Genomic DNA, 22,725 nt, shown 5'->3' on the forward strand with positions numbered 1-22,725 from the left:
ATACGGCCGGCCGGGCAGGCCACTAACAGTATAGCGACGGCTCAGCTGTCGCCGAACACGAGTTCGAGCAGTTTCCGCTCGCTGACCCGGAGGTGTCGGTTGACCGTCGGCTGTGACACGTCCAGGCTGGACGCGATTTCCTGGCCGGTCGTCTCCCGTGGCCAGTCGAAGAAGCCGCTCAGATACGCCGTCTGGAGTACTTCGAGCTGTCTGTCGGTGAGTTGCTCCTCAAGCGCCGACCGGACGGTTCCGTCGTGGTGCCCGTCAGACTGCGTGTCGTCGCGGCGCGCGACCAGGTCCACGTTCGCGTAGCGCTCGCCCAGCCGTTCGACGAACTGCCGAACGTCGGTCTCGCCCGAGACGGCGACAGTGACGGTGAGGCCGCCCGCCGACGTTCGGAGCGACTTCAACCGGCCGCCCTGTTCCAGGAGCGTCTCCGCGACGGTCCGGCCGGTCACGACGACCTCGTAGAGGCCGTCCAGCTCGTCGGCCGAAATCGCCCGCATCGCGTCGACCCGCGCCATCGCCTCCAGTTGCTGCTCGACGGCGTCCGGGTCACAGTCCGAGATAGCGAGGAAGAGGCGAATCGCGCCGTCGCCCCGACGCACGGCCCCCTCACAGACGACTGGGACGCCGAGCCGGTTCGAGAGGAGGGTCAGGAACGACTGGGGAGCCGACAGCGACAGTTCGAGTTCGACGGTGCCGTCCCCGGCCCGGCGCTGTCTGGACTCGACCTCTCGAATCGCGTTCGCGATAGTCTCGCCGAGCTCGGAGAACACCTCCTGGAGCATCTCGTCGAAGCCGTCCTCCTCCCCGGCGTACACCGTCAGGACGCCGTAAACGAAGTCGTCGTATTCCAGCGGGACGCTGAGCGCCGACTGGAACTCGCGGGAGAGCGCCTCCGTCCGCCAGTGCTCGCCACGGAGGTTGTCGGCCACCGACGGCACCACGGTCATCGTCTCCGACTGAGCGGTCTGGACGGCCGGCGGCCCGCCATCGCGCTCCAGCGACAGCGAGACGGCGTCGAGGTAGCTAGCGGTGTCGCCCGCCCACGCTCTCGGGACGAGTTCCGTCGCGTCCTGTCTGCCCAGCCAGGCGAAGGCGAACCACTGGGACTCGGCCAGCTGGTCACACACGGCCTGCTCGATTTCCTCGCAGGTCTCGGCCTCGACGAGCACCTGGTCTATCCGGCGGATGATGGCGTTGACCTGCTTGAGCCGGCGCAGTTCGCGGTTCTGTTCGCGCCGCTCGGCCTCGCGCTCGCGCAGCGTCGTCTCGCGGTCGACCCGCGCGAGCGCGGCCTCCGCGCTGGCGGCGAGCAGGTCGACCATCTCGCGGGTCCTGGCGTCGCCGTGTTGCTCACCCAGTTCGATGTAGAACACGCCGTGGTCCTCGAGCGGGAGACAGAGGCGCTCCGCGTCCGTCGTGACCGGTCCCGCCCCGAGGTCGAGACGCTCGCCGGGCGCGGCCTCGACGGCGCTGTCCCGGACGAACACCTCCCAGACCGTGCTCCCGCCCGGCCCGATGGCCCCGCTCCGGTCCGGCCCGGCGTCGCCGACGCTGCGAAGGGTGTTGTCGCTCCGGTCGAACAGGTAGATTTCCACGTCGGGGAGTTCCAGCACGTCGACGGCCGTCTCGAGTATCTGCTCGGCCACGGCCGTCTTGGTCTCCGTGTGGAGCAGCTTCCTGGTCGACTCGTGTAACGCCGCCAGCGTCTCCTCGAACCGCTTCCGGTCGGAGATGTCACGCACGACGCCGACCTGCCGGTAGCTCCCGTCATTGCGGTCGTACGTGGTGAACTTGGTCTCTATCGGGAGCGTGTCGCCGTCGGCGGTCCGGAGGTCCGTCGTCAGCGTCCCCACGTCGCGCTCGCCCTCGATGAACTGCCGCGACATCTCCGCGGCCTCCTCGATGACCGATTCGTCCGCGAGTAGCGTCGCGTTCGACCCGACCAGCGTGTCCTTGTCGTAGCCGGTCATCGACTCGACGGCGCTGTTGACCGTCTGCATCGTGAACGACTCGTCGAGCGTGTAGATGCCGTCCTCGATGGTCTCGACGATGCGCTCGTACTGTTCGAGCATCTCCGTGCGCTCGTGGCGCTCGGTCACGTCGTGAACGATGCCCAAGTACAGCTCCTCACCGTCCCACTGCTGGGGCTCGAAGGCGATTTCGACCCACCGCTCCGTGTCGCCGGCGGAACACGGCGACGTCAGCGGCATTCCCGGCGACTGACTGCAGTGGGCCCCGAGGTCCACGTCGCTCAACCCCGGGAAGAGCTCGTCCAGTTGGCTCCCGAAGACGTCCTCCGGGTCCGAATCGAGGAGGGCACAGAGGTGGTCGTTCCCGGTCCGTATCTCCCCGTCCGTGGCGGTGACGACCACTGGCTCGGGCATTCGCGCGGCGAGCGTCTCCAACAGCACAGGGGGAGATTGCTGTGCCGGTGTATCGCGTGCCGCCTGTTCGTTCTCGTCCGTTCCACCGACCGGGTTCTCCATACCGTTTCACGGCACTTGCCATGGGAAAGGTTGCTTTCAGTATACGTACCAGAATCCGATGCCTGCGTGTCCGTTGGGTCCGGATACGGCTCAGTCGCTCCGAGCGACGCGGACGACGTCTTCCAGGCCGGACACGTCGTAGTCCGGAGTCACGTCGAGTCGGGCGTCGACCCGGTGTGGCCGGCGGATGAACGCCGCGTCGATGCCGGCCCGGTGTGCCGCTTCGACGTCGGATTCGTTGTCGCCGACGAACAGGGCGTCGCTGACGCCGAGGTCCGCCATCGCCCGCTCGATGTAGTACGGCCGCGGCTTCTTCCGGCGGAGGCTCTCGACCGTCGGCTCGCGGGCCCAAACGCTGTCGAAGTAGTGCCCGATGTCGAAGTGCTCGAAGGCGAAGGCGACGGTGTCGCGCTGGTTCGACGAGACCACGCCCAGCGGGCAGTCGAGTCGGTCGAGGGCGGACACGTCGCCGTAGGGTCGCTTCCCGCCGGCACGGATGAGCGACCGCTGGACCGCGGTCAGCGCCTCGTCGCGGGCCCGGAAGAACCGCTCGGGGTCGATGTCGTACTGGGTACAGATGTCGGTGAGTTCGGGCACCGTGACGCCGATGCTCATCGCCTCGACGTGGGCTGTCGCCGGCGAAACCACGCCGAGTTCCTCGAAGGCCCGGCGCGCGCCGACGTAGTGTGCGTCCATGTCTGTCAGCGTCAGCAACACGCCGTCGTTGTCGAAGATGACCGATTCGTACCCCATCACCCATCCAGAGGGCGGACACACGCAGAAAGGTTTCGCGTGTTTACAGGCCGAAGTCCCCGCTCCCGCCCCGGCCCCCTTCCTGGTCGAACTGCTCGGGCGGTCGCCCGGCCTCGTCGAGGACTTCGTCCGTGACGACGACCGGACACTCCACCCGGAGGGCAATCGCGATGGCGTCGGAGGGGCGCGCGTCGAACACCATGTCCTTGCGCCGGTCGTCGGTGTACTGCTCCGCGTCTATCTTCCCGTAGAAGGTCCCGTCGGCTAGGTCGTCGATGCGGACCCGGTCGATGGCGGCCCCGAACTCCGTCACCATCTCGACCACCAGGTCGTGGGTGAGCGGGCGCTCGAAGGGCTCGCCGGCCATCGCCAGTTGCATCGACTGGGCCTGGTCCTTGCTGACGAAGATGGGGACGATTTCCTCGCGCGCACGGAGCAGGACGACCGGCGTGCCGCTCCCCTCCTCGCTGACACCGACGCCGACCCCTTCGACCGTGGCATCGTGTTCCATGGCCCAGTGTTGGGTTCGCGGGTATGAAAAGCTACCCCGGCGGTGGTTTCGAGGGCCTGCACCCGCTCGTGTGCCCGGCCCCGACTCACCTGTTCGTGGCCCGACCTCGACGCGCGCGCCAGCCGTCCCCGCCGGTCGGCCAGCCCTGACTTGAGGGCAGGTACGCGCCCGGCGAAGCCGGATTAAACCGAATTAAATCGGCCGATAGACCGTTCAAATCGGGCAAATCCGAGTTAATTCGCCTTTTCCGCTTGCCCCCTTCTTATGCCATCGGGCCAGAGAGACGAGCGGAGGCAACGACACGATGAAACTCACTACGATTGCCGGCGGCCTGCTCGCCGTGCTCGTCATCACGGGCTCGGCGGCGGCACTGCCCGGCGCAGCAGGCGCACAGGCCGACGACCACGCGGACGACGCACAGGCGGACAACGCCGAACAGGCGGCGAACGAGACAGCGAACGCGGACGGGACCGAAGCTGGCGGCGCTGCCGAAGCGGCTGACCGCCGCGGCCCGCCCGCCGACGCCGGCGCGTCGGCCGACCAGCGCGGCCCGCCGTCGGACCTCCCCGGACAGGTCCCCGACTTCGTCAGCGAGATTCACACGCTCGTCGGGCAGAAACTGGCCGGCGACCTCACGGGCGACCTGGGCGCACAGATAAGCGACCTGACCCCCGGTGACGAGACCGAATCGCCGCCCGAGAACGCTGACGACCAGTCCGACGACGCTGAGAGCGACAGCGACGACGCGGACCAAGAACAGTCTACTGACGGCGCGGACGACGACAACGACGCGTAATCCCCCTGACCTGCCGGCGCTCCACCCGTGACAGACCAAGCGCGGTTTTTTTGCTTGCTGAACCCCGAGTGAGGGGTATGGATGACACCGCCGAGTCCGGCGTCCGCGCCGACGACGGAACCGGGGACCGCACGACGGCGGACCTGCTCGCGGGCGACGAGGGCTCGTCGGCGTCGGACGAGTCCGACGGGATGAACCGGAAGCGGGCGCTCCTGTTCGTCGCGCCGTTCCTCGCTATCGGGCTGTTCGACCTGGCCCTGTTGCTCGGCTGGGGGCTGGACCCGCTGTGGGGGTTCATGATCCTCCCGCCGATACTGTTCGTCTCGGTGCTCGGCTGGATTGCGTTCCGAACCGGGTTCGCCAGCGACCGGACCGGTGACCCGGCCCTCGACAGCCGCGACTGAGCCCGACAGCGCAGTAAAACCCGATTGCCCGCTCGCCGTGCGGGTGTCTACTCCTCGAACAGGTCGTCGACGGCGGCCCGCGCGGCGAGCGCGGCGTCGTCCGCGACCCGTGCCTCGTCCTGCCGACTGTCGGGCGCGTTGACGTACACGTCCACGTCGAGCACGCCGTCCTCGAAGGTGACAGTCACGTCGAGGTCTTCGACCGCGCCGACGTCGTATCGGGAGAAGACAACGTCTTCGGCCGCGGTCGAGGCTGTCTCGACGACCTCATCGTCCGTCGGCATCCCTTACGCGCCGCCAGCGCCGGGGCCACCGGCCGGACCCGCGCCGCCCGCGCCGCCGAGCATCTGCTGGAGCTCGCCCTGGAGGTCCTCGAACTGCTCCTGGACGCGCTCTTCCTGCTTTTCGAGGGTCTCGACGCGGACTTCGAGGCTGTTGACCTTCTCTTCGAGGTCGTCCTTGGCCTCGTCGAACTCCGTCTTCACGAGGAGCTCGCCGACCTCGCGGTACATGGTCGCGTCCTCGTCGATGTCGTCGAGTTCGTCTAGGGCCGTCTGGGACTCCTGGAGCTCCGTCTCGGCCTGCTGTTTCTGTGCGGCGACCTGCTGTGCTGTCTGCTGGAGGTCCTGCAGTTCCTCGAGCTTCTCCTGTGCTTCAGGCGGAAGATTACCCTGCATACCTCCAGAGTTGGGGGCCGCACTGTTAAACCCACGCTTTCAGCTCCAGCAGCGGGACGGGACGCGACCGACAGTCCAGCCGTTTTGCCGAAAACCGCTTGAGACAGTCACTGCTGCCCTGATAGCGCAGTCAGGCGACCTCACCGACTGCCCGCTCCCGCAACTCCCCGGTCAGGTGCGTTCCGTGCTGGTCGATGCGCCGGACGATACGCTTTGCCTGGGTCGGTTTGAGGTACTTGTCCTCGATGGCGGCCCGGACCACGACGCCGAAACTGCTCGTCACCTCCGCGCCGAGTCCCTGGGCCATCCGGCGGACGGTGCGGTCTTCGGAGACGACGGCCACGGCGGACCGGTCCTCGCTGTCGCGGTGGGCCAGCACGCCAGCGAGCACCGTCACGGCGGCCCCGAGGTCTTTCTCGCCCAGCAGCGCCTCGGCCTGGTCGATGCGGTCCTCGTCGACGGCGGTGTCGACGCCGCTCTCGCGGTACTCGGCCAGGTTCGTCGCGGTCGGTTCGACCCGGACCTCGTCGATGACCGGCTCCGGGATGACGATGTCGCCGTCGAACGCGTCCAAAAGCGACAGTTCGCCGACCTGGCCCAGCGAGTACAGCGCCGTCGGCCCGACGTAGATGCGGGTCATAGCTCGGCGGCCGTGTCGGCGTCGAGCTCCAGGTCGGACAGTTCGAGCTGCGTCGTGAGGTTTCGCTCCCGGGCCACGTCGAGCCACTCCGCGATGGAGAGGTCCGCGAGCTGTGCCGCCTCGGCCGCCGACACGTCGCCGGACTGGTACTGTTCGACGGCGACCCGAAGCCGGAGCGTCTCCAGCCCCTCCCGGAGCGCCTTCCGAATCGTCGTCGAGCGGTCCTCCGAGAGCAGTTCGGCCACGTCGTCGAGTTCTTCCTTCTCTTCGGCGGGGAGGCGAGCGCTGATTGTCGGCATGTTTGCACAGTCATCCGCCGTAAACGCACATCAAACTACGGGTCGACAAAGCGTCTGTCGGCTGGCCTGAAGGTCCGGGACGTGGCGGCCGTCGACCCCGTGGTAGTCCGGCGGGGCGACCACCAACCATTAACGCCGCCGGGGCCCACGGGGAGCCAATGAGCGACGAAGCACACGCGTTCGTTCCCGGCCACATCACCGGTTTCTTCACGGTCGACCGGGGCGAGGACCCGGTCGAGACCGGGTCCCGCGGCGGCGGGCTGGCGCTGTCTGACGGCGTTTCCGTCACCGTCGCCCGCGGCGCGGAGACGGAGGTAACGCTGAACGGCGAGGGGATTCAGGTCGAGGCCGTCGAGCGGGTGCTGGACGCGTTGCGAACGACGGCGACCGTCACCGCCGAGACGCCGCTCCCGCTGGGGTCCGGATTCGGCGTCTCGGGCGCGCTGGCGCTTGGCACCGCACTGGCGGCCAACGCCGCCTTCGGCCACGGGCTCTCGTACAACGAACTGGTGACCATCGCCCACGGCGCGGAGGTCCAAGCCGGGTCCGGGCTGGGCGACGTGGTGGGACAGGCCCGCGGCGGCGTGCCGCTCCGACTCGAACCGGGCGGCCCGGAGTACAACTACATCGACGCGATTCCGGCCCGCAGCCGCGTCGAGTACGTCACCCTGGGCGAGCTATCGACCGAGGAAGTGGTCGGCGGCGACACGGAGCCGCTGACGGCTGCCGGCGAGCGCGCGCTCTCGGACGTGGTGAAAACGCCGACGCTGTCGGCGTTCATGCAGGCCGCCCGCCGGTTCTCCCGCGAGGCGGACCTGCTGACGCCGGCGGTCAAGGCGGTCATCGACGACGTGGCCGGAGCCGGCGGGGACGCCGCGATGGCGATGCTCGGCGAGACGGTGTTCGCGCTCGGGACCGGCCTCTCCGACGCGGGCTACGACGCCAGCGTCGCCGCCGTCTACCCGCCCGGCGCGACAGTCGAAGACGAAGAGTGACGACCGTCGGAGAGCCCGCGAACCGTCCCCCTTATCAGCGCGGACCCGTAGCCACAGCTATGGACTGTCGGCAGTGTGCCACGCCACTGGACCGACCGGGCGACTACTGCCTGGTCTGTCACACTGCTAACACGGACGCCGTCGTCCTCGAACTCGACCGCGAGCGGGCGACGGTGACCGCGCTCTTCGACGGGTCTGTCGTCGGTCAGCGGACGGTGACGACGACGCCGGAGGGCGAGGGCAGCGACGAGGCCGTCGTCGTCGAACTGCGGAACTTCGCCGGCCTCGTCGCCGACGAAGTCCGGCGCAAGCGGCCCGAGGAGGTGTACGTCACGGGCGACCGCGACGTCATCGCCGCCGTCCGGCCCCAGTTGCACTACGAGTTCTTCCGCGTCGAGGGCGAGGACCCGGTCCAGCGAGTCATCGACCGCCAGGGCGAACCCGCACTCGAAGTCGTCGACGCCGCGCCGGCGGAGAAACTCGGCGGAAGCCACTCGACGCTCATCGGCGGCCGGTCGGGCCAGCGAGTCATCCAGACCGTCGCCGGCCACCCCCACGTCAAGAAGGTCATCCCCGGCCCCATCGACGCCGGCGGCGCGAGTTCGCCGACGGGCGTCCGGGCGAAGGCGACCCGCGCCGACGACAACGGGAACGTCCGGGTGCTCATCCGCGACGGCTCCAGCGTCCAGGAGAACCGCGTCGTCACGACGGCCGGCGACCGCGAACTCGGCGAACACGTCCGGGCCGACCTGAACGAGGCGCTCCGCGAGGCGGAGCTACAGGACTGAGTCACGGCACGGCGGTGCCGACGACGAGGACGCCGGCGACCGCGACTCCGACGACCGCGGTCCGGCCAAACGCCGGCACTGCCGTCCGCACGTCGAGAATCAGGGGGGTCGCGTGGAGCACGGCGAGCGCGAGGTAGCCGGCCGGTGCGACCAGCGGGAACGCCACGGCCCCGACGGCAAGCAGGCCGAGGCCGACGACGCCCGCGCCGAGGTAGCCGCGGCCGCGGACGGGCTGGCCGGCTCCCTCCAGCACGCCCCCGGTCCAGCAGTAGCCGACCGCCGTCGCTGCGACCCACGCGTACCAGAACGCCAGCCGCTCGGGGACGATGCCGAGGAGCCCGCCGACCGTCAGCGCCGTCGCCGCGGCGTTGACCGTCCCCCAGGCCAGCATCGCGTCGGAGAAGCGGACCGAGTCGGGCGCGTGCAGGACGGCCAGGCCGACGAAGCCGCCGAGCAGGACGCCCCACAGCCCCGCCGCCAACAGCGCGCCGTCGGCGGCGTTCGACCACGTAATCACCTGCGTGCCGCCCCAGCCGACCAGCCCGGCCGCCGCCCCCGAAAGGAGGAACGCGGAGGGCGTGAGCCGCCCGCTCGTGGCCGGTGCGACCCGCTGGAGACGACTGCGGAGGCCGTCGAACGCTGCCATCGACCGGCGGTTCGCCCGCCTCCCCCTTGAGTGGTTCCTCTGCTACAGTGGCCGGTGAAAACCGAGACACACCCGACCACTGCGGTCGGTGCGGACCTCGTTTCGACTGTTACGATAGCTCCGCGGCCAGCAGGAGGATGCTGGGCGCGACGAGCAAGACGAGGCCGACGAATATCAGCACCGCTGGCACGACGAGCAGTCCCATCTCGGTGAACAGCCACAGCACGAGCCCGGCCAGCAGCGCGACGAGACCGACGAGTCGCACCAGCCACGTGACGATACCCTCGAATCCGGAGTCCGCGACGAGGTCGACGACGTCGAGTAGCTCGTCCATGTCGGCCGGGGGTTGACGACGGAGCCTGTTAGGCTCTGTGGCCGCACACCGGTTCGTCGGCGGCGGGGCGGCCGACGGTCGCGGCGGAACCGCATCTCGAAGGCCTTATGTGGCCGCTCGGCGGACAACAGACCACTATGGCTAGCAAGAGCGGAAAGACCGGGAGCTCGGGCCGTTTCGGCGCTCGCTACGGTCGCGTGTCCCGACGCCGCGTCGCGGAAATCGAATCGGAGATGAACGAGGACCACGCCTGCCCGAACTGCGGTGAGGACCGCGTCGACCGCCAGGGCACGGGCATCTGGCAGTGCAGCTACTGCGACTACAAGTTCACCGGCGGCAGCTACAAGCCGGAGACGCCCGGCGGCAAGACCGTCCGACGCTCCATTCGGGCCGCGCTGTCCGAAGACGAGGAGTAAAGGACCTCCACCCCTATCTCTCAGCTATGAGCTACAAGTGTTCACGCTGTAAGCGCGACGTGACGCTGGACGAGTACGGCGGCGTTCGCTGCCCGTACTGCGGACACCGCGTCCTGCTGAAAGAGCGGTCCCCCGACGTCAAGGAAATCGACGTCAACTGAGACGGCCCGTCGCCGGCGGTCTCCGGACTGTCGGTGGCGTGACCGGTCGCACCGCGGCGACGACGGCTTTTTCGACGACCACGACACAGCACACGACCAGCATGACTGCGCCACACCGGACCCGCCTCACCGCCGAGTACGACAGCGCCGCCCGTGCCCGCGCAGTCGAGCGCAGCGTCCGCCCCGAAATCGACGACATCGAGGGCGACCGGACGACCGCCAGCCTCGACCGTGACGGACGGCGGGTCGAACTCACCGTCGAGGCCACCGACCTCGTGGCGCTTCGGGCCGGCATCAACACGTGGCTGACGCTGCGCGGCGTCGCGGAGACCGTCGCGGGAAGCTAACGGCTGTTCGCTGTGGACCCACCGCGGTTTCGACGCCACGGGCGGAGACACGGCCGCACCTGCCGAACTGGCGCGGTCGCTGTCGTGACCCTGCCGAACAATTATTACCTCTCGGTAAAGTGGTTGAACAGCACACTAGGGTGATGATTGGGAACGACCTCGACGACATCGCGTTCGCGGGAGGGGGCCACGCCGACGCTACCGGTCGTGAGTTCGAAGTCGTGTATCTCGACACCGACCCGGCGGCGCGACAGCGGGTACGCACGGCACTGTCGGACCACAGCGCCGACGCGACGGTGACGACCGTGGCGACGACGACGGCCGCGCTGGAGGCGGTCGCGTCGACGGAGGTGGCCTGTCTCGCCCTCGACCCGGCCGGCCTGGACGATATCCCGGCCGCGCTGGTGTCGAACGACCGCTATCCCGTCGTCGTCTACACCGACGGCGACGACGCTGTCGTCGACGACGCGGCGACTGTCGTCAAGAAACAGCGTGGCGAACAGTCGACGTTTCTCGCGGAGAAGGTCGTCAGCGTCGTGTCGGCGTCGGCCGACAGGACCGAGTCCGCGCTGCGGGAGTCGCTCTCGGGCATCGAATCGCGTGCCGGAGCGGACGAAATCGCCGTCCTGCTGGGGTCCGACGGTGAGGTGCGCTGGTCGAACGCGGCGGTGTCGGCCTTCGTCGCCGGCATGGACGACACTCGCCGGGTCGACCGTCTCTACGACGCCATGGCCACGGCAGTGCCTGACACGCCCTGTGGCCGCCGGCAGGTACAGCGGCTCCGGGACGCCCCGACGGAGCCGGTCACCGTCAGGCTCCCCGGCGACGACCACGACCAGTACCTCCTCCGGCACGGGTACGAACTGCCCGACGCCGCGGGCGGGCTCACGCTCGTCCTGCTCCGGGACGTCACCGAGACCGCCCGGCGTGACGCTCGGACGGCGCTGCTGGACCTCCTCGTCGACCAGGCACAGGACGGGCTCTACACGCTGGACGAACGCGGCGTCATCGACTTCTGTAACGAGTCGTTCGCGGCGACGCTGGGATACGACCCGGCCGAACTGCGCGGCGAACACGCCTCGGCGGTCCTCGTCCCGGGGGAGCTCTCGAAGGGGCAGGCGACCGTCGAACGGCTGCTGGAGTCGCCCGCCGAAACGAGTACGACCGTCGACCTGACGTTCCGCCGGAAGGACGGCACCGAGCGGGAGCTGTCTATCAACTACACGCTGATTCACGACGACGTCGGCAACTACGACGGGCTCGTCGGCGTCGCCCGGGACGTCACGGAGCGAAAGCACCGCGAGCGGGAGTACCAGGAACTGACCGAGCGGCTGCACTTCGCGCTCGAAGGCGCGGAGCTCGGCGTCTGGGACTGGAACCCCAAGACCAACGAGGTTACCTTCGACGAGCGCTGGACCGGGATGCTCGGCTACACCACCGACGAACTGGAGCCGCGGTACGAGACGTGGGCGGACCTCGTCCATCCGGACGACATCGACAGGGCGGAACAGGCCCTCAAGGACCTGAAGACCGGCGAAACCGAGCTGTACCAGTGCGAGTTCCGGATGCGGACGAAAGACGGGGACTGGCGGTGGATTCGGGACATCGGGAAGGTGTTCGAGCGGACCGACGACGGCGAGGCGGTCCGTGCGGTCGGAATCCACCAGGACATCACCGAGGAGCGGCGACGCCAGAACGAGGTCGAACGACAGCGCGACGAACTGGTGACCCTCGACCGGGTCAACGTCCTGATTCAGGACCTCATCCACGCGCTCGGGACGACAGCGTCCCGGGACGAAATCGCGGAGACGGTGTGTGAGCGCATCGTCGACTCCGAGCTCTGGAGCCTGGCCTGGATCGGCGAGCGGACCGGAGCCAGCGACGGCCTCGTCCCGGAGACGGTCGCCGGGGCCGACGACCGCGTCGACGTCGCCACTGACTGGGCGGACCCGGGACCCGGCGAAACGGCGCTCCGAACGGGGACGCCACAGACGGCGACGGCCGAGAGCGGGGCTGCCGCGTCCTCCGGCGACGCCACGCCGGCCGCGGACGGGGCCGAGTCTGTCGCGGCTGTCCCCCTGGTTCACGGCGACGTCGTCCACGGCATCCTCTGTGTCTGCGCTGCCGAGCCGGACGCGTTCACCAGCCGTGTCGTCGAGAGCTTCGCCGTCCTCGGCGAGATGATTGGCTTCGCGTTCACGGCCGTCCAGAACCGGCGGCTGCTCACCCGCGACAGGGTCCTCGAACTGACCTTCGAGTCCCGGAACCCCGAGACGCCCCTCGTCTCGGTGTCGAACGCGTACAACTGCCGGGTCGAGGTCGTCGAGTCGGTCGATATCGGGTCGAACCACCTCCTGTACCTCTCCGTGGACGGTGGGCCGGCCGCCGCAGTCGCGGAGCGACTCGGCTCGCGCGCGGCGGTCGTCGACTCGCGGGTCGTCCGAGCGGACGACGACGGTGGCACCATCGAACTGCGGGTCCCGGAAACCATTCAGTCGCTCCTGCTGGATGTCGGTGCCTGTCGCCGGACAGTCGTCGCCGACGGCGGGACGCTCTCGATAACCATCGAGGCCCCGCCGGACGCCGACTCGCGGACGATACGGGAGACGCTCACCACGCTGGTGCCGGACCTCACGCTGACGGCAAAGCGGGAGTGCGAGCGGGCCCGCGACGCGGTCGCCGCCGACACGGACCCGAGCGAGAACCTGACGGACCGCCAGCAGGAGGTGCTCCGGACGGCGTTTCTGACGGGCTACTACGCCTGGCCTCGGGACACCGACGCGGAGCAACTCGCGGAGGCGCTCGGCATCGCGTCGCCGACGCTCCACCAGCACCTCCGACGGGCACAGCGGAACCTCGTCGAGGCCGTCTTCGATTTCCAGTAGGGCACCGACGTGCCGGCCCGAGCCGGCGGCCGGCGTTTCGGGGACGCCTAGCCACCCTAGGTACAGCGTTGATGTCCTTTGCCGCGGTTAATTCTGTTCCCACCAATGAGCAATCAAGGGAATGGCGGGCCGCGGAGCGACCGGTGGTGTGGGATGACGCCGGCGGACAGGACGCTGTCCACGGCGGATGTCGACGACGTGTTCGAGGTGCTGTCGGACTGGCGACGGCGCGCCGTCTGTCACTACTTCGTGACTGGTGACCGGACAGCCGCCGACGTCGAGGCGCTCGCGACGGTGCTCTCCGACCGGGGGGACGCGGGCACGGTCGGGGCGTCGGACACGTCGCCGTCGACTATCCGGACACAGCTCCGAGAGGAGCACCTCCCGGTGCTGCACCGAATCGGTGTCATCGACTACGACGAGCGAAGCGGCGCAGTCAAATACTGGGGATCGCCCACCGTCGAAAAGTGGCTCGACCACGCACGGGCGGTCACGCGGCGAACCGACTTCTGACAGACGACGGGCGCGGCTGGGGGGACGGCCGGAGCGGTACCCCTTTCTCGCGGCGGTCCAAACCCGGCACATGGACCTCCCACCGGTCGGGCTCGGCACGATGGGCATCGAGGACGCGGCCGTCGTTCGGACGGCCATCGACTGTGGCTACCGGCACCTCGACACCGCGCAGATATACGACAACGAGGCCGTCGTGGGCGCGGGCATCGCCGCTGCTGCCGCCGACCGCGACGACCTGACCGTCGCGACGAAGCTCTGGACCGACGCGCTCGGAGCGACCGCCGTCCGCCCGGCGACGGAAACGAGCCTCGACCGGCTCGGCCTCGACGCCGTCGACCTCCTGTACGTCCACCGTCCCCGCGGCGACTACGACCCCGAGACGACGCTGCCCGCTGTCGAGGCCGTCCGCGAGGCGGGGTTGACCGACCACGTCGGCCTCTCGAACTTCGAGCCCGAACAGCTCGCGGCGGCGCGCGAGCACGTCGACGTCGCCGCCCACCAGGTCGAGTTCCACCCGCTGTACTGGCGCGAGTCGCTGCTCGCCGACGCCCGTGAGCACGGCTACCCGCTGGTCGCGTACTCGCCGCTGGCCGGCGGGGGCGTGTTCGAGGACCCGACTATCGTTGACATCGCCGACCGGCACGACACGTCGCCGGCCGCCGTCAGCATCGCCTGGGTGACGAGCTACGACAACGTCGTCACGATTCCGAAGGCGTCCTCGCAATCCCATCTCAGCGCCAACCTCGCCGCCGCCGACCTCCAGTTGACCGACGCCGAGAGAGCCCGCATCGAGGCCATCGAGCGCGAAGAAGAACTGTTCCCGGAGTGACCGCTCCGCCGCTCCCGGCCAGTCCGGGATGCCGGCTTCGTACAGCGGTTTCACGCCGTCCGGGCCGGGCGCACCTTCTGACCCGGGTAGTGATACCGATACCGTTTGGCTACGCGGCTTTACGTGCCCTGTCCGTAGTCGCCGTACATGACAGCTGCCAGTCACACTGCAACGACAGTACTCCAGGCCTCACAGTCCGAGGTGTTTCAGGAGATACAGTCGAGTGTCCTCCTGAACTCGTCGCTGTGGGTGAACATCGCCCTCGCCGGGGTCGCGGTGCTGCTGTTCGTGTTCATGGGCCGAGGGGTCGAGTCCTCCCGCGCGAAACTCATCTGGGTCGCAACCCTACTGGTCCCGCTGGTCTCGATTTCGAGCTATGCTGGCCTGGCCTCTGGGCTGACGGTCGGCGTCCTCGAAATGCCGCCGGGCCACGCCCTCGCCGGCCAGGAGGTCCTCTCCCCGTGGGGTCGGTACCTGACCTGGACGTTCTCGACGCCGATGATACTCCTGGCGCTGGGGTTGCTCGCCGACGCCGACATCGCGTCGCTGTTTACCGCCATCACGATGGACGTCGGGATGTGCGTGACCGGGCTCGCGGCCGCGCTGATTACCTCTTCGCACCTGCTGCGCTGGGTGTTCTACGGCATCAGCTGTGCGTTCTTCCTGGTGGTGCTGTACATCCTGCTCGTCGAGTGGCCGGCCGACGCACAGGCCGCGGCGACGGCCGAGATATTCGGGACGCTCAAGCTCCTGACCGTCGTGCTGTGGCTCGGCTACCCGATTCTGTGGGCGCTAGGCTCGGAGGGGGTGGCCCTCCTGAGCGTCGGCGTGACCTCGTGGGGTTACTCCGGGCTGGACATCCTCGCCAAGTACGTCTTCGCGTTCCTGCTCCTGCGCTGGGTGGCCGCCAACGAAGACGCCGTCTCGAACGCCGGTGCGAGCGTCGGCTCCAGCGGCGCTGTGCCGTCGGACGACTGAGAGACGCGAACCGTCCGCGGTATCCTCGCCATATGTCTCTCCCAGCCGCGCTCGCTCAGTTCTACTCGTGACGGCCACGAACGCCGGCTGGTGGCTGTTGTAGCCGAACCTGCTCGACGCTCGATTAGTTGTTCCGAAGCCACCGCAGTCAGTAACGAATATGGCACGCCGCTCGATTGGCTAGTTCGTATGCCCTCCCCTTTCGAAAACCCGATTGTTCGCTACGGCATCCCACTGGTCAGCGCCACGGTCATCGCGGCTATTGCGTTCCTCTTGCTCGATGGAACGATACGATATGTCGCCCTTGGCATCGCCATGCTCGAAGTTGTAGTCACCCCACAGATTCTGAAACAGGCGGCGGCGAACGAACAGAACTAGTCGTCCTCCCGTTACCGAGTCGGTCCGACACGATGTAACCCTGCGGCTGTCCACCGCTGCTGTGCCAGACCTGGCGATAGCGCACCGCTGTGGGACAGTCCGCTCGCGTCACCGAGGGTCTGAGCCTGCAGCCAGAACCTCGCTTCCTACGGGCTCAGCCGCTGCCGGTCGCGCGGGAAGATGACCGCTTCCCGGATGTTCTCCAGCCCGAGCATCGTCATGATGAGGCGCTCGCCGCCGAGGCCCCAGCCGGCGTGGGGCGGCATGCCGTACTTGAACATCTTGGTGTAGTATTCGAAGGCCTCCGGGTCCAGGCCCTGCTGTTCGAACCCTTCGACGAGGTGGTCGAAGCGGTGTTCACGCTGGCCGCCCGAGACCAGTTCCATCGAGGGGTGCATCATGTCGAAGCCGGTCGAGACCTCCGCGTCGTCGTCGTGGTCCTTGATGTAGAACGGCTTGATTTCGCTGGGCCAGTCGGTGATGAAGTAGTGCTCGCCGACCTCCTGGCCGAGGACGTGCTCGGCCTCCGTCGAGAGGTCGTCGCCCCACACGAGCGGCTCGTCGAGCTCGCCCGTGGCGTTGATTTTGTCCAGCGCCTCCTCGTAGGTGAGCCGCGGGAAGTCGCCCTCGGGAGCCTCGAACTCGTCTTCGAGGCCGAGCGCTTCCAGCTCCTCGGCGCAGTTCTCGGCGACGCCCTCGTAGGCAGACTTGACGACGTGTTCGCAGGCGTCCATCGCCTCGGTGTGGTCGTAGAAGGCCGACTCGAAGTCGATGGAGGTCGCCTCGTTGAGGTGGCGGGGCGTGTTGTGCTCCTCGGCGCGGAAAATCGGGCCGATTTCGAAGACCCGCTCCAGGCCGGAGCCGACCATCAGCTGCTTGAACAGTTGGGGGCTCTGGTTCATGAACGCCTCGCGGCCGAAGTACGTGATGGGGAACAGCTCGGTGCCGCCCTCGGTCCCCGTGGCGACGATTTTCGGCGTGTTAATCTCCGTACAGTCGAGCTCGCGGAAGGCCTCGCGGACCGACCGCAGGACCTCGGCGCGAATCTCGAAGATGGCCTTGACCTCGTCCTTGCGGAGGTCCAGCGTCCGGTTGTCGAGGCGCGTCGGGAGTTCGGCGTCGACCTTCCCGGAGGGGTCGAGCGGGAGTTCGGGGTCGGCCTCGGAGATGACGTCGACGCTCTCGGGCGTGACCTCGACGCCGGTCGGGGCGCGGGGTTCCTCCTCGACGGCGCCGGTCACCGAGATGACCGACTCCCGCTGGACGCCGAGACCGGTCTCGACGAGGTCGTCGTCCATCTCGTCTTTCTCGAACTTGACCTGTATCTTCCCGGTGGTGTCCCGGAGAATGAGGAATGCGATTCCACCGAGGTCTCGGATTTCGTGGACCCAGCCGGCGACGGTGACCGTGTCACCCGGCGCTGCGTCCGCCGTGTAGGTGCGGTTTTCCATGGGTGTTGGTTCTTGTGGGCGTAACTTAAGGACAGTCTTTCGAAGCGAGGGTGCGAGCAAAGCCAGAACCCTCGTCAGTGCGAGCGGGAGCGATAGCGACACGCGAGCAGCGAGGTCGTGACCGGAGGGACCGACCTCGGCACGGCGAACGGTGAACGGAGTGAGCCGTGAGCAGCGAGGAGAGCGAGTGGCCGACCCTCGAGAGCGATGCGGTGACCAACGCGAACCGCAGCGCAGGAGCGTGACTCTTCGCTTCGCTCAGCGTCGAGAAAACCCGGACACCGGCTTCGAAACGGACGACCTGGGGAACGACTCAGCGGTCCGCGGTGGCGGCCGCCTGCGCGTCTCTCGCGCCCTCGACGGTCTCCCGGACCGCGTCGACACCCTCGTCGTGGACGAGGTCGCCGACGACGATGGTGTCGGCGTGGGCGGCCATCGTGCGGGCGGACTCGTAGTCGTGGATACCGCCGCCGTAGAACAGCGTGGCGTCGTCGAGGATGTCGGCCGCGGCGGCGACCTTCTCCGTGTCGCCGAGCATGCCGGAGTACTCGACGTAGACGATTTCCTGGCCGAGCAGGTGTTCGGCGGCCTCGGCGTAGGCGGCGACCTCGTCGGCGTCCAAGTCGCAGTTGGCCTGCGTGTAGGCGGCCACGGAGGCGTCGGGGTTCATGACGATGTAGGCCTCGGTGAAGGTCCGGGACCAGTCGATTTCGTCGTCGATGCGTATCCACTCCTTGTGTGCGCCGGTAATCCACGTCACGTCGCCGGCGTTCATCACGACGGGGATGAGGTAGCCGTCGTGGCGGTCGCTGTGGACGACGGAGGCAGGGTTCGACGGCTCGATGTAGACGGGGATGTCGTACTTGCCGCAGGCGTCGACGACCCGCTTCATCTTCTCTTCTGTCATGCCGGTCGTCCCCCCGACTTCGATGGCGTCGGTCCCCGTCGCCGCGACGTCCTCGTAGGTCTCTCCGTCGACCAGCGTCTTGTCGGGGTCTATCTTCACGATGTGGTCCCAGTCCGCCCAGTCGCTCATACCTGCCAGACTTGCGCGTGGCCGTATAACCGCTTCGGATACACCGATGACAGGGGCCGCGCCGGCAGTCCCGTCGGTGTCGCTTCGGATATGTACGTCTCCGAAGATTTATGATGGCTATGTTACAATCGTCAGACGATGACAGCGGACACGCACCGGTACGTCGTCGCCGGCATTCGGGCCGTGCTCGTTCTCACCGGCGTCGTCGTGACGGTCGCAGTGCTGTACTCTCTCTCGACGATGCCGACCGCGCCGCCGTCCGGGACCGGCTTCGTCCGCGGGCTCTCGTACCTGTTCGGCAGCGTCCTGTTCGTCCTCGCTCTGGGCGGGGCCGGACTCGGCATCGCCCTGCCGTCGCTGCTCGGGGCCGAGGACACGCTGGCGTTCGACCGCTGGCAGCGCCGCTGTCTCCAGAGCGCCGGCGGCCTCTTCGTCGGCGGGTTCGTCGTCGGACTGGGAGTGGGACTGCTCACCGAGTTGCAGTTCGGCCTCCTCCTCTGGCTGGTCGCCGTCGTCCTCGGCGTGCTCGTGGTCAGTTGCGTGGTGGTCTGGCGACTGTTCGAAGTGTTCGTCACGGCGCTGGTCCGGCTCATCGCAGCGGAGACCGGCGAGTAACCCCCGTCGGACGGTAACGCTGAAGCGGCCGGCCCCCGAACGTGTGGCCGTGCAGCGACTTACGACAGTCGAGACGGTCCACGAGGACGGGTCGTGGCTGTTCACCGCCCAAGACCCTTACGGCGACCTCGAAGAAGTCGTCCTCGTCCCCTGCGAGGACGGCGTCGAGGCGTGGGTGAACCAGTGTACACACGAGGCACAGCGGTTCGACACCGGTCGGGGCGTCCCGATGCGGGACGAGCAGCTCATCTGCCCCCGGCACGGCTCCCTGTTCGACGCCTGTGACGGCGGCTGTGACAACGGCGAGGCCGCGGGGACGACGCTCCCCGGCGTCGAGATATCGGAGACCCACGGCGACGTGTTCCTCACCGACGACGACTACGCCTTCGCCCACGAGGGCGGCATCGACGACGACGACGGCCCGAGTTCCACGTCCCACCTCCAGCTGTGACCGGCGGCCACAGCATCGACCGGGACCGGCTGCGGGCCGGCGTCGTCGAGTGCCCGCTCTGTGAGCGCCAGATTCCCGACCCGGTAGCACACGCGGTCGTCTACGGCGCGGTCGACGCGGTCACGGCCGACAACGCCGAGGCCGTCGAGTGTCCGGTCTGTGACGGCGTGACCTTCGTCGCCGACTGAGTGCGGTCAGCCGCCGGTCCGGACCTCGTCGGCCCTGATTCGGAGGATGATCCGCTCTGTCTGAATCGGGTTCGGGTACTCGGTTTCGCCCATGTATCGCTTCGCCAGCGCGTCGATGTGTTCGCGCGCGCCCTCCGTGGTCACCGTCTCGACCTCGCCCGTGACGGAGAGGAACCGATACGGGTTCTCCGGGTCCGTCATGCTCACCGCGACGCTCGGGTCGGCGTCGACGTTGCGCGCCTTCTGCCGGCCGCGCTCGGTGTTTATCAACAGCCGGTCGGCCTCGCTGTCGTAATCGACCCAGACCGGCGTGGCGTGTGGCTTCCCGTCCGGCGTCATCGTCGTCACGTGTGCGATGGTGGCTTTCTCGAACAGGTCGTGGAACGCCTCGGGTATCGATGGCACACCTGCGACCAGTCCCCCGAGGGGATTAACGGTACCGGCGGCGTCAGGCTTCGAGTTCGTCCTGCCACTCGCGGACCTGTGTGGCGCTGACGCCCTGGACCTCGGTGGCGACGACGTCGGGGTCGGCCTCCCGGAGCGCCGCCAGCGAGTCGACGCCGGCGTCGCCGAGCTTCTCCGCGGTCGCCGAGCCGATACCGTTCAGGTCCTCCAGGTCCTCGACGGCGGTGCGGGCCTGGTACTCCTCGTAGTTGCAGATGGGACAGCCCAGCTCCCAGGGGTCGTCGCTGTCGGCGTCGATGACCAGTTCCGGCAGGTCGTGCTCCTCGCAGACGGCCTCGGTCACCGAGATGTCGCCGTTGCGCGGCAGCGGCAGCGAGTAGTCACACTCGGGGTAGCGCGTACAGCCGACGAGCCGGGAGCCCGAGCGGAGGTGTTTGATGGCGAGTTCCCCACTGTGCTCGTCCCCTCCGGCGGCTTCGCCGCCCTCGCCTCGTTGCTCCTCCGGAGCAACGCCACACTCGGGACACGGCCCGATGACCTCGTCCTCGCTCTCGTCGGCCTTCTCGGCCTCACAGCGGGGACAGCCGTGGACGAAGGTGTCCCGGCCGGCGAGCATCTTGACGTGGTGCATGTCGTGCTCCTCGCAGTGTTCGTCGAGCACTTGCGGCTCGCCCGTGGAAGGCAGCGGGAGCGTGTTGCGACACTCGGGGAAGCCGTCACAGCCGACGAAGTACGACCCCTGGCGCGAGCGCCGGACCAGCATGTCCTCGCCGCACTTGGGACAGGGGCCGAGCGTCTTGTCGGCTTTCAGCGACTCCTGGAGGTGCTCGCCGATTTCCTCGCGCGAGTCCCGCAGTTCCTCGAACACGCGCTTGAGCATCTCGCGGGACTCGTCGGCCACCGTATCGAGCGTCTCCTCGCCGTTGGCGATGGCGGTCATGTCCGCCTCCAGCTGGGCGGTCATCTCGTCGCTGACGACGTGGTCGGCGAACTCCTCGGCGGCCTCGACGACGGCCATCGCCAGCGTCGTCGGTCGCGGTGGGTCCCCCTCGATGTAGCCGCGGTCGTACAGTTTCTCGATGGAGTTGTGGCGGGTCGATTTCGTCCCCAGTCCCTTGTCCTCCATCGTCTGGATGAGCCGCGACTGGCCGTAGCGGCGGGGTGGCTGGGTCTGTTTTTCCTCCATCCGGACCTCCGAGATGGCCAGTTCCTCGCCCTCTTCCACGTCGGGGACGTGGTTCTCGCTGGCGCTGGAGTAGGGGTAGACCTCGTGGTAGCCCGGTTCGACCAGGCGCTTGCCGTTAGCCTTCAGCGAGCGGCCGCCGGCCTCGGCGACGACGCGGAGGTGCTCCCACGTGGCGGCCTCGGCGACCGTGGCGAAGAACCGCCGGACGACCAGTTCGTATATCTCCCACTCGTCGTCGGAGAGGTCGACCCTCGGCGGAATCTCGCCCGTCGGGTGGATGGGCGGGTGGTCGGTGGTCTCCTCGTCGCCCTCGGTGGCGGTGATGTCGTCCTGTTCCAGCAGCGCCTCGGCGTCCTCGCCGAAGTGGCCGGCCCCGACGAACTCGTCCAGCAGGGCGTCCTCTTCGAGGTCGTCCGGGTAGACCGTGTTGTCCGTTCGCGGGTAGGTGATGTAACCGGTGGTGTACAGCTCCTCGGCGATGGACATCGCCTGCTGGGCGGAGTAGCCCAGCGAACTGGCCGCGGAGATGAAGGCGGTGGTGTTGAACGGCGTCGGCGGGCTGTCGGTGCGGGTCCGGCGGCGGACGCTCGTCACCGTCGCCGCGTCGACGCTCGTCAGGTCCGCGTAGGCGTCGTCGGCGTCGCCCTCGACCCAGACCCGCTCGGCCTCTTTACCGTCGTCGTCGTAGAAGTACTGGGCTTCGAAAGCCGAGCCGTTCTTCTGGAGGTCGGCGAATATCTCCCAGTAGTCCTCGGGGTCGAAGGCCTGTATCTCGCGCTCACGGTCGACGATGAGCTTCAGCGTCGGCGACTGGACCCGGCCCACGGAGATGAAGTCGTCGCCCAGTTGCCGGGCCGACAGCGAGAGGAAGCGCGTCAGCGCCGCGCCCCACACGAGGTCGATAATCTGGCGGGCCTCGCCCGCGGCCGCCAGGTCGAAGTCGATGTCGTCGGGGGTGGCGAAGGCTTCGCGGACCTCTCGCTCGGTAATCGAGGAGAAACGGACGCGGTCGACGGGCACGTCGGTCTCCTCGCGGATGAGCTCGTAGGCCTCCTTGCCGATGAGCTCCCCCTCGCGGTCGTAGTCCGTGGCGATGGTGGCCTCGTCGGCCTCCCGGGCCAGTTCCTTGAGCGTCGTGACGATGTTCTCCTGTGTCGGTTCCTTGGTCACGTCGGCATCGATGAGCTCGACCGGCTCCACGTCGCGCCAGTCGTTGTACTCCTCGGGGAAGTCGACGCCGACGACGTGCCCGGAGAGGCCGACGACGCGGGTGTTCCCCCACCGATAGACGTTGACGCCGTTCTGCCGGCTCGCGGACGCCCCCCCTTCCGAGAGTATCTCCGCGATACGGCGAGCGGCGTTGTCCTTCTCGGTGATAATCAGCCTCATCGGACACCACCAGTCTCTGTCATTACCCGTCGCTACGGAGTCAGTTGTTCTAAAGGCTTTCGGGAAAATCGGCCGACAGCGCGGGTGTGCGGGCGCTTGCGGGGCCGCTCGCGCTCGCGCGAAGGTAGCCCCTTGACAACTCTGGCCGGGTCGGGACCG

At 68.2% G+C, this 22,725-nt stretch carries 28 protein-coding genes; 15 read left to right on the forward strand and 13 right to left on the reverse strand.

Annotated elements, in window-relative coordinates; translation table 11 throughout:
• Positions 1 to 41: 41 nt before the first annotated feature.
• The 3 genes from VI123_RS05630 to VI123_RS05640 all read right to left on the reverse strand — a co-directional run bounded on the left by VI123_RS05630 (position 42) and on the right by VI123_RS05640 (position 3,759).
• Positions 42 to 2,495: a bacterio-opsin activator domain-containing protein gene (locus VI123_RS05630; RefSeq protein ID WP_336337061.1), complete on the reverse strand. Its 2,454-nt coding sequence runs from the start codon at positions 2,493 to 2,495 to the stop codon at positions 42 to 44.
• Between the two features lie 90 nt (positions 2,496 to 2,585).
• Positions 2,586 to 3,248, reverse strand: coding sequence for an HAD family hydrolase (locus VI123_RS05635; RefSeq protein ID WP_336337062.1), 663 nt, complete (start codon positions 3,246 to 3,248; stop codon positions 2,586 to 2,588).
• 43 nt (positions 3,249 to 3,291) lie between these two features.
• Positions 3,292 to 3,759, reverse strand: coding sequence for a bifunctional nuclease family protein (locus VI123_RS05640; RefSeq protein ID WP_336337063.1), 468 nt, complete (start codon positions 3,757 to 3,759; stop codon positions 3,292 to 3,294).
• Between the two features lie 304 nt (positions 3,760 to 4,063).
• Between VI123_RS05640 and VI123_RS05645 the strand changes: the two genes are divergently transcribed.
• Both VI123_RS05645 and VI123_RS05650 read left to right on the forward strand, forming a co-directional pair.
• Positions 4,064 to 4,555: a hypothetical protein gene (locus VI123_RS05645; protein ID WP_336337064.1), complete on the forward strand. Its 492-nt coding sequence runs from the start codon at positions 4,064 to 4,066 to the stop codon at positions 4,553 to 4,555.
• 77 nt (positions 4,556 to 4,632) lie between these two features.
• Complete coding sequence (locus VI123_RS05650) at positions 4,633 to 4,959, forward strand: hypothetical protein (RefSeq protein ID WP_336337065.1); 327 nt, start codon at positions 4,633 to 4,635, stop codon at positions 4,957 to 4,959.
• 47 nt (positions 4,960 to 5,006) lie between these two features.
• On the opposite strand, the gene VI123_RS05655 is transcribed toward VI123_RS05650, so the two are convergent.
• The 4 genes from VI123_RS05655 to VI123_RS05670 all read right to left on the reverse strand — a co-directional run bounded on the left by VI123_RS05655 (position 5,007) and on the right by VI123_RS05670 (position 6,575).
• On the reverse strand, positions 5,007 to 5,243 hold the full coding sequence (locus tag VI123_RS05655) for a DUF3194 domain-containing protein (protein ID WP_310895493.1): 237 nt from the start codon (positions 5,241 to 5,243) through the stop codon (positions 5,007 to 5,009).
• A 3-nt stretch (positions 5,244 to 5,246) separates the two neighbouring features.
• Entirely contained in the window at positions 5,247 to 5,636 is a 390-nt protein-coding gene (locus tag VI123_RS05660) for a prefoldin subunit beta (RefSeq protein ID WP_336337066.1), read from the reverse strand.
• Between the two features lie 130 nt (positions 5,637 to 5,766).
• A complete protein-coding gene (locus VI123_RS05665) occupies positions 5,767 to 6,276 on the reverse strand; it encodes a hypothetical protein (RefSeq protein ID WP_336337067.1) in 510 nt (169 codons plus the stop codon).
• On the reverse strand, positions 6,273 to 6,575 hold the full coding sequence (locus VI123_RS05670; protein WP_336337068.1) for a UPF0175 family protein: 303 nt from the start codon (positions 6,573 to 6,575) through the stop codon (positions 6,273 to 6,275). Before VI123_RS05670 ends, VI123_RS05665 begins: the two co-directional genes overlap by 4 nt.
• A gap of 158 nt (positions 6,576 to 6,733) precedes the next feature.
• On the opposite strand from VI123_RS05670, the gene VI123_RS05675 reads away from it, so the two are divergent.
• Complete coding sequence (locus VI123_RS05675; RefSeq protein WP_336337069.1) at positions 6,734 to 7,570, forward strand: pantoate kinase; 837 nt, start codon at positions 6,734 to 6,736, stop codon at positions 7,568 to 7,570.
• 59 nt (positions 7,571 to 7,629) lie between these two features.
• The gene (locus VI123_RS05680) at positions 7,630 to 8,358 is read left to right on the forward strand and encodes a DUF2103 domain-containing protein (protein WP_336337070.1); all 729 of its coding nucleotides are present in this window, start codon (positions 7,630 to 7,632) and stop codon (positions 8,356 to 8,358) included.
• Between the two features lies 1 nt (position 8,359).
• On the opposite strand, the gene VI123_RS05685 is transcribed toward VI123_RS05680, so the two are convergent.
• Positions 8,360 to 9,004: a hypothetical protein gene (locus VI123_RS05685; protein ID WP_336337071.1), complete on the reverse strand. Its 645-nt coding sequence runs from the start codon at positions 9,002 to 9,004 to the stop codon at positions 8,360 to 8,362.
• A gap of 109 nt (positions 9,005 to 9,113) precedes the next feature.
• Positions 9,114 to 9,338 carry a hypothetical protein gene (locus tag VI123_RS05690; RefSeq protein ID WP_336337072.1) on the reverse strand — a complete coding sequence of 75 codons (225 nt, stop codon included), beginning with the start codon at positions 9,336 to 9,338 and terminating at the stop codon, positions 9,114 to 9,116.
• Positions 9,339 to 9,445: 107 nt separating this feature from the next.
• Here VI123_RS05690 and VI123_RS05695 point away from each other — a divergent pair, with 107 nt between their 5' ends.
• The 8 genes from VI123_RS05695 (at position 9,446) to VI123_RS05730 (ending at position 15,845) form a co-directional block, all read left to right on the forward strand.
• Entirely contained in the window at positions 9,446 to 9,754 is a 309-nt protein-coding gene (locus VI123_RS05695; RefSeq protein WP_004591489.1) for a 50S ribosomal protein L37ae, read from the forward strand.
• A 26-nt stretch (positions 9,755 to 9,780) separates the two neighbouring features.
• Positions 9,781 to 9,915: a DNA-directed RNA polymerase subunit P gene (locus VI123_RS05700; protein ID WP_162316872.1), complete on the forward strand. Its 135-nt coding sequence runs from the start codon at positions 9,781 to 9,783 to the stop codon at positions 9,913 to 9,915.
• Positions 9,916 to 10,016: 101 nt separating this feature from the next.
• Positions 10,017 to 10,262: a KEOPS complex subunit Pcc1 gene (locus VI123_RS05705; RefSeq protein ID WP_336337073.1), complete on the forward strand. Its 246-nt coding sequence runs from the start codon at positions 10,017 to 10,019 to the stop codon at positions 10,260 to 10,262.
• Positions 10,263 to 10,405: 143 nt separating this feature from the next.
• Positions 10,406 to 13,147: a PAS domain-containing protein gene (locus VI123_RS05710; protein ID WP_336337074.1), complete on the forward strand. Its 2,742-nt coding sequence runs from the start codon at positions 10,406 to 10,408 to the stop codon at positions 13,145 to 13,147.
• A gap of 105 nt (positions 13,148 to 13,252) precedes the next feature.
• Positions 13,253 to 13,660 carry a DUF7344 domain-containing protein gene (locus VI123_RS05715; RefSeq protein WP_336337075.1) on the forward strand — a complete coding sequence of 136 codons (408 nt, stop codon included), beginning with the start codon at positions 13,253 to 13,255 and terminating at the stop codon, positions 13,658 to 13,660.
• A 70-nt stretch (positions 13,661 to 13,730) separates the two neighbouring features.
• Positions 13,731 to 14,489 carry an aldo/keto reductase gene (locus VI123_RS05720; RefSeq protein ID WP_336337076.1) on the forward strand — a complete coding sequence of 253 codons (759 nt, stop codon included), beginning with the start codon at positions 13,731 to 13,733 and terminating at the stop codon, positions 14,487 to 14,489.
• Positions 14,490 to 14,636: 147 nt separating this feature from the next.
• The gene (hop, locus tag VI123_RS05725) at positions 14,637 to 15,467 is read left to right on the forward strand and encodes a halorhodopsin (protein ID WP_336337077.1); all 831 of its coding nucleotides are present in this window, start codon (positions 14,637 to 14,639) and stop codon (positions 15,465 to 15,467) included.
• A 189-nt stretch (positions 15,468 to 15,656) separates the two neighbouring features.
• Positions 15,657 to 15,845 carry a hypothetical protein gene (locus VI123_RS05730; RefSeq protein WP_336337078.1) on the forward strand — a complete coding sequence of 63 codons (189 nt, stop codon included), beginning with the start codon at positions 15,657 to 15,659 and terminating at the stop codon, positions 15,843 to 15,845.
• Positions 15,846 to 15,991: 146 nt separating this feature from the next.
• Here the strand turns inward: VI123_RS05730 and aspS are convergent, their stop codons facing one another.
• Together aspS and VI123_RS05740 are read right to left on the reverse strand one after the other, a co-directional pair.
• A complete protein-coding gene (aspS, locus tag VI123_RS05735; RefSeq protein WP_336337079.1) occupies positions 15,992 to 17,296 on the reverse strand; it encodes an aspartate--tRNA(Asn) ligase in 1,305 nt (434 codons plus the stop codon).
• 313 nt (positions 17,297 to 17,609) lie between these two features.
• Entirely contained in the window at positions 17,610 to 18,332 is a 723-nt protein-coding gene (locus tag VI123_RS05740; RefSeq protein WP_336337080.1) for a phosphoglycerol geranylgeranyltransferase, read from the reverse strand.
• Positions 18,333 to 18,470: 138 nt separating this feature from the next.
• On the opposite strand from VI123_RS05740, the gene VI123_RS05745 reads away from it, so the two are divergent.
• From VI123_RS05745 to VI123_RS05755, 3 genes are read left to right on the forward strand one after another with little or no spacing between them, the layout of a single operon-like run.
• Positions 18,471 to 18,947: a hypothetical protein gene (locus tag VI123_RS05745; protein WP_336337081.1), complete on the forward strand. Its 477-nt coding sequence runs from the start codon at positions 18,471 to 18,473 to the stop codon at positions 18,945 to 18,947.
• Between the two features lie 49 nt (positions 18,948 to 18,996).
• Entirely contained in the window at positions 18,997 to 19,398 is a 402-nt protein-coding gene (locus VI123_RS05750) for a Rieske (2Fe-2S) protein (RefSeq protein WP_336337082.1), read from the forward strand.
• Complete coding sequence (locus tag VI123_RS05755) at positions 19,395 to 19,586, forward strand: hypothetical protein (protein WP_336337083.1); 192 nt, start codon at positions 19,395 to 19,397, stop codon at positions 19,584 to 19,586. Before VI123_RS05750 ends, VI123_RS05755 begins: the two co-directional genes overlap by 4 nt.
• Positions 19,587 to 19,592: 6 nt before the next feature.
• On the opposite strand, the gene VI123_RS05760 is transcribed toward VI123_RS05755, so the two are convergent.
• Together VI123_RS05760 and VI123_RS05765 are read right to left on the reverse strand one after the other, a co-directional pair.
• Positions 19,593 to 19,991, reverse strand: a complete 399-nt coding sequence (locus VI123_RS05760) for a PPOX class F420-dependent oxidoreductase (RefSeq protein ID WP_336337084.1) — start codon at positions 19,989 to 19,991, stop codon at positions 19,593 to 19,595.
• A 43-nt stretch (positions 19,992 to 20,034) separates the two neighbouring features.
• Entirely contained in the window at positions 20,035 to 22,566 is a 2,532-nt protein-coding gene (locus tag VI123_RS05765) for a DNA topoisomerase I (protein ID WP_336337085.1), read from the reverse strand.
• Positions 22,567 to 22,725 lie beyond the last annotated feature (159 nt).

The organism is Haloarcula sp. DT43 (genome assembly GCF_037078405.1).
In the GTDB taxonomy this organism is placed as follows: Archaea; Halobacteriota; Halobacteria; order Halobacteriales; family Haloarculaceae; genus Haloarcula; species Haloarcula brevis.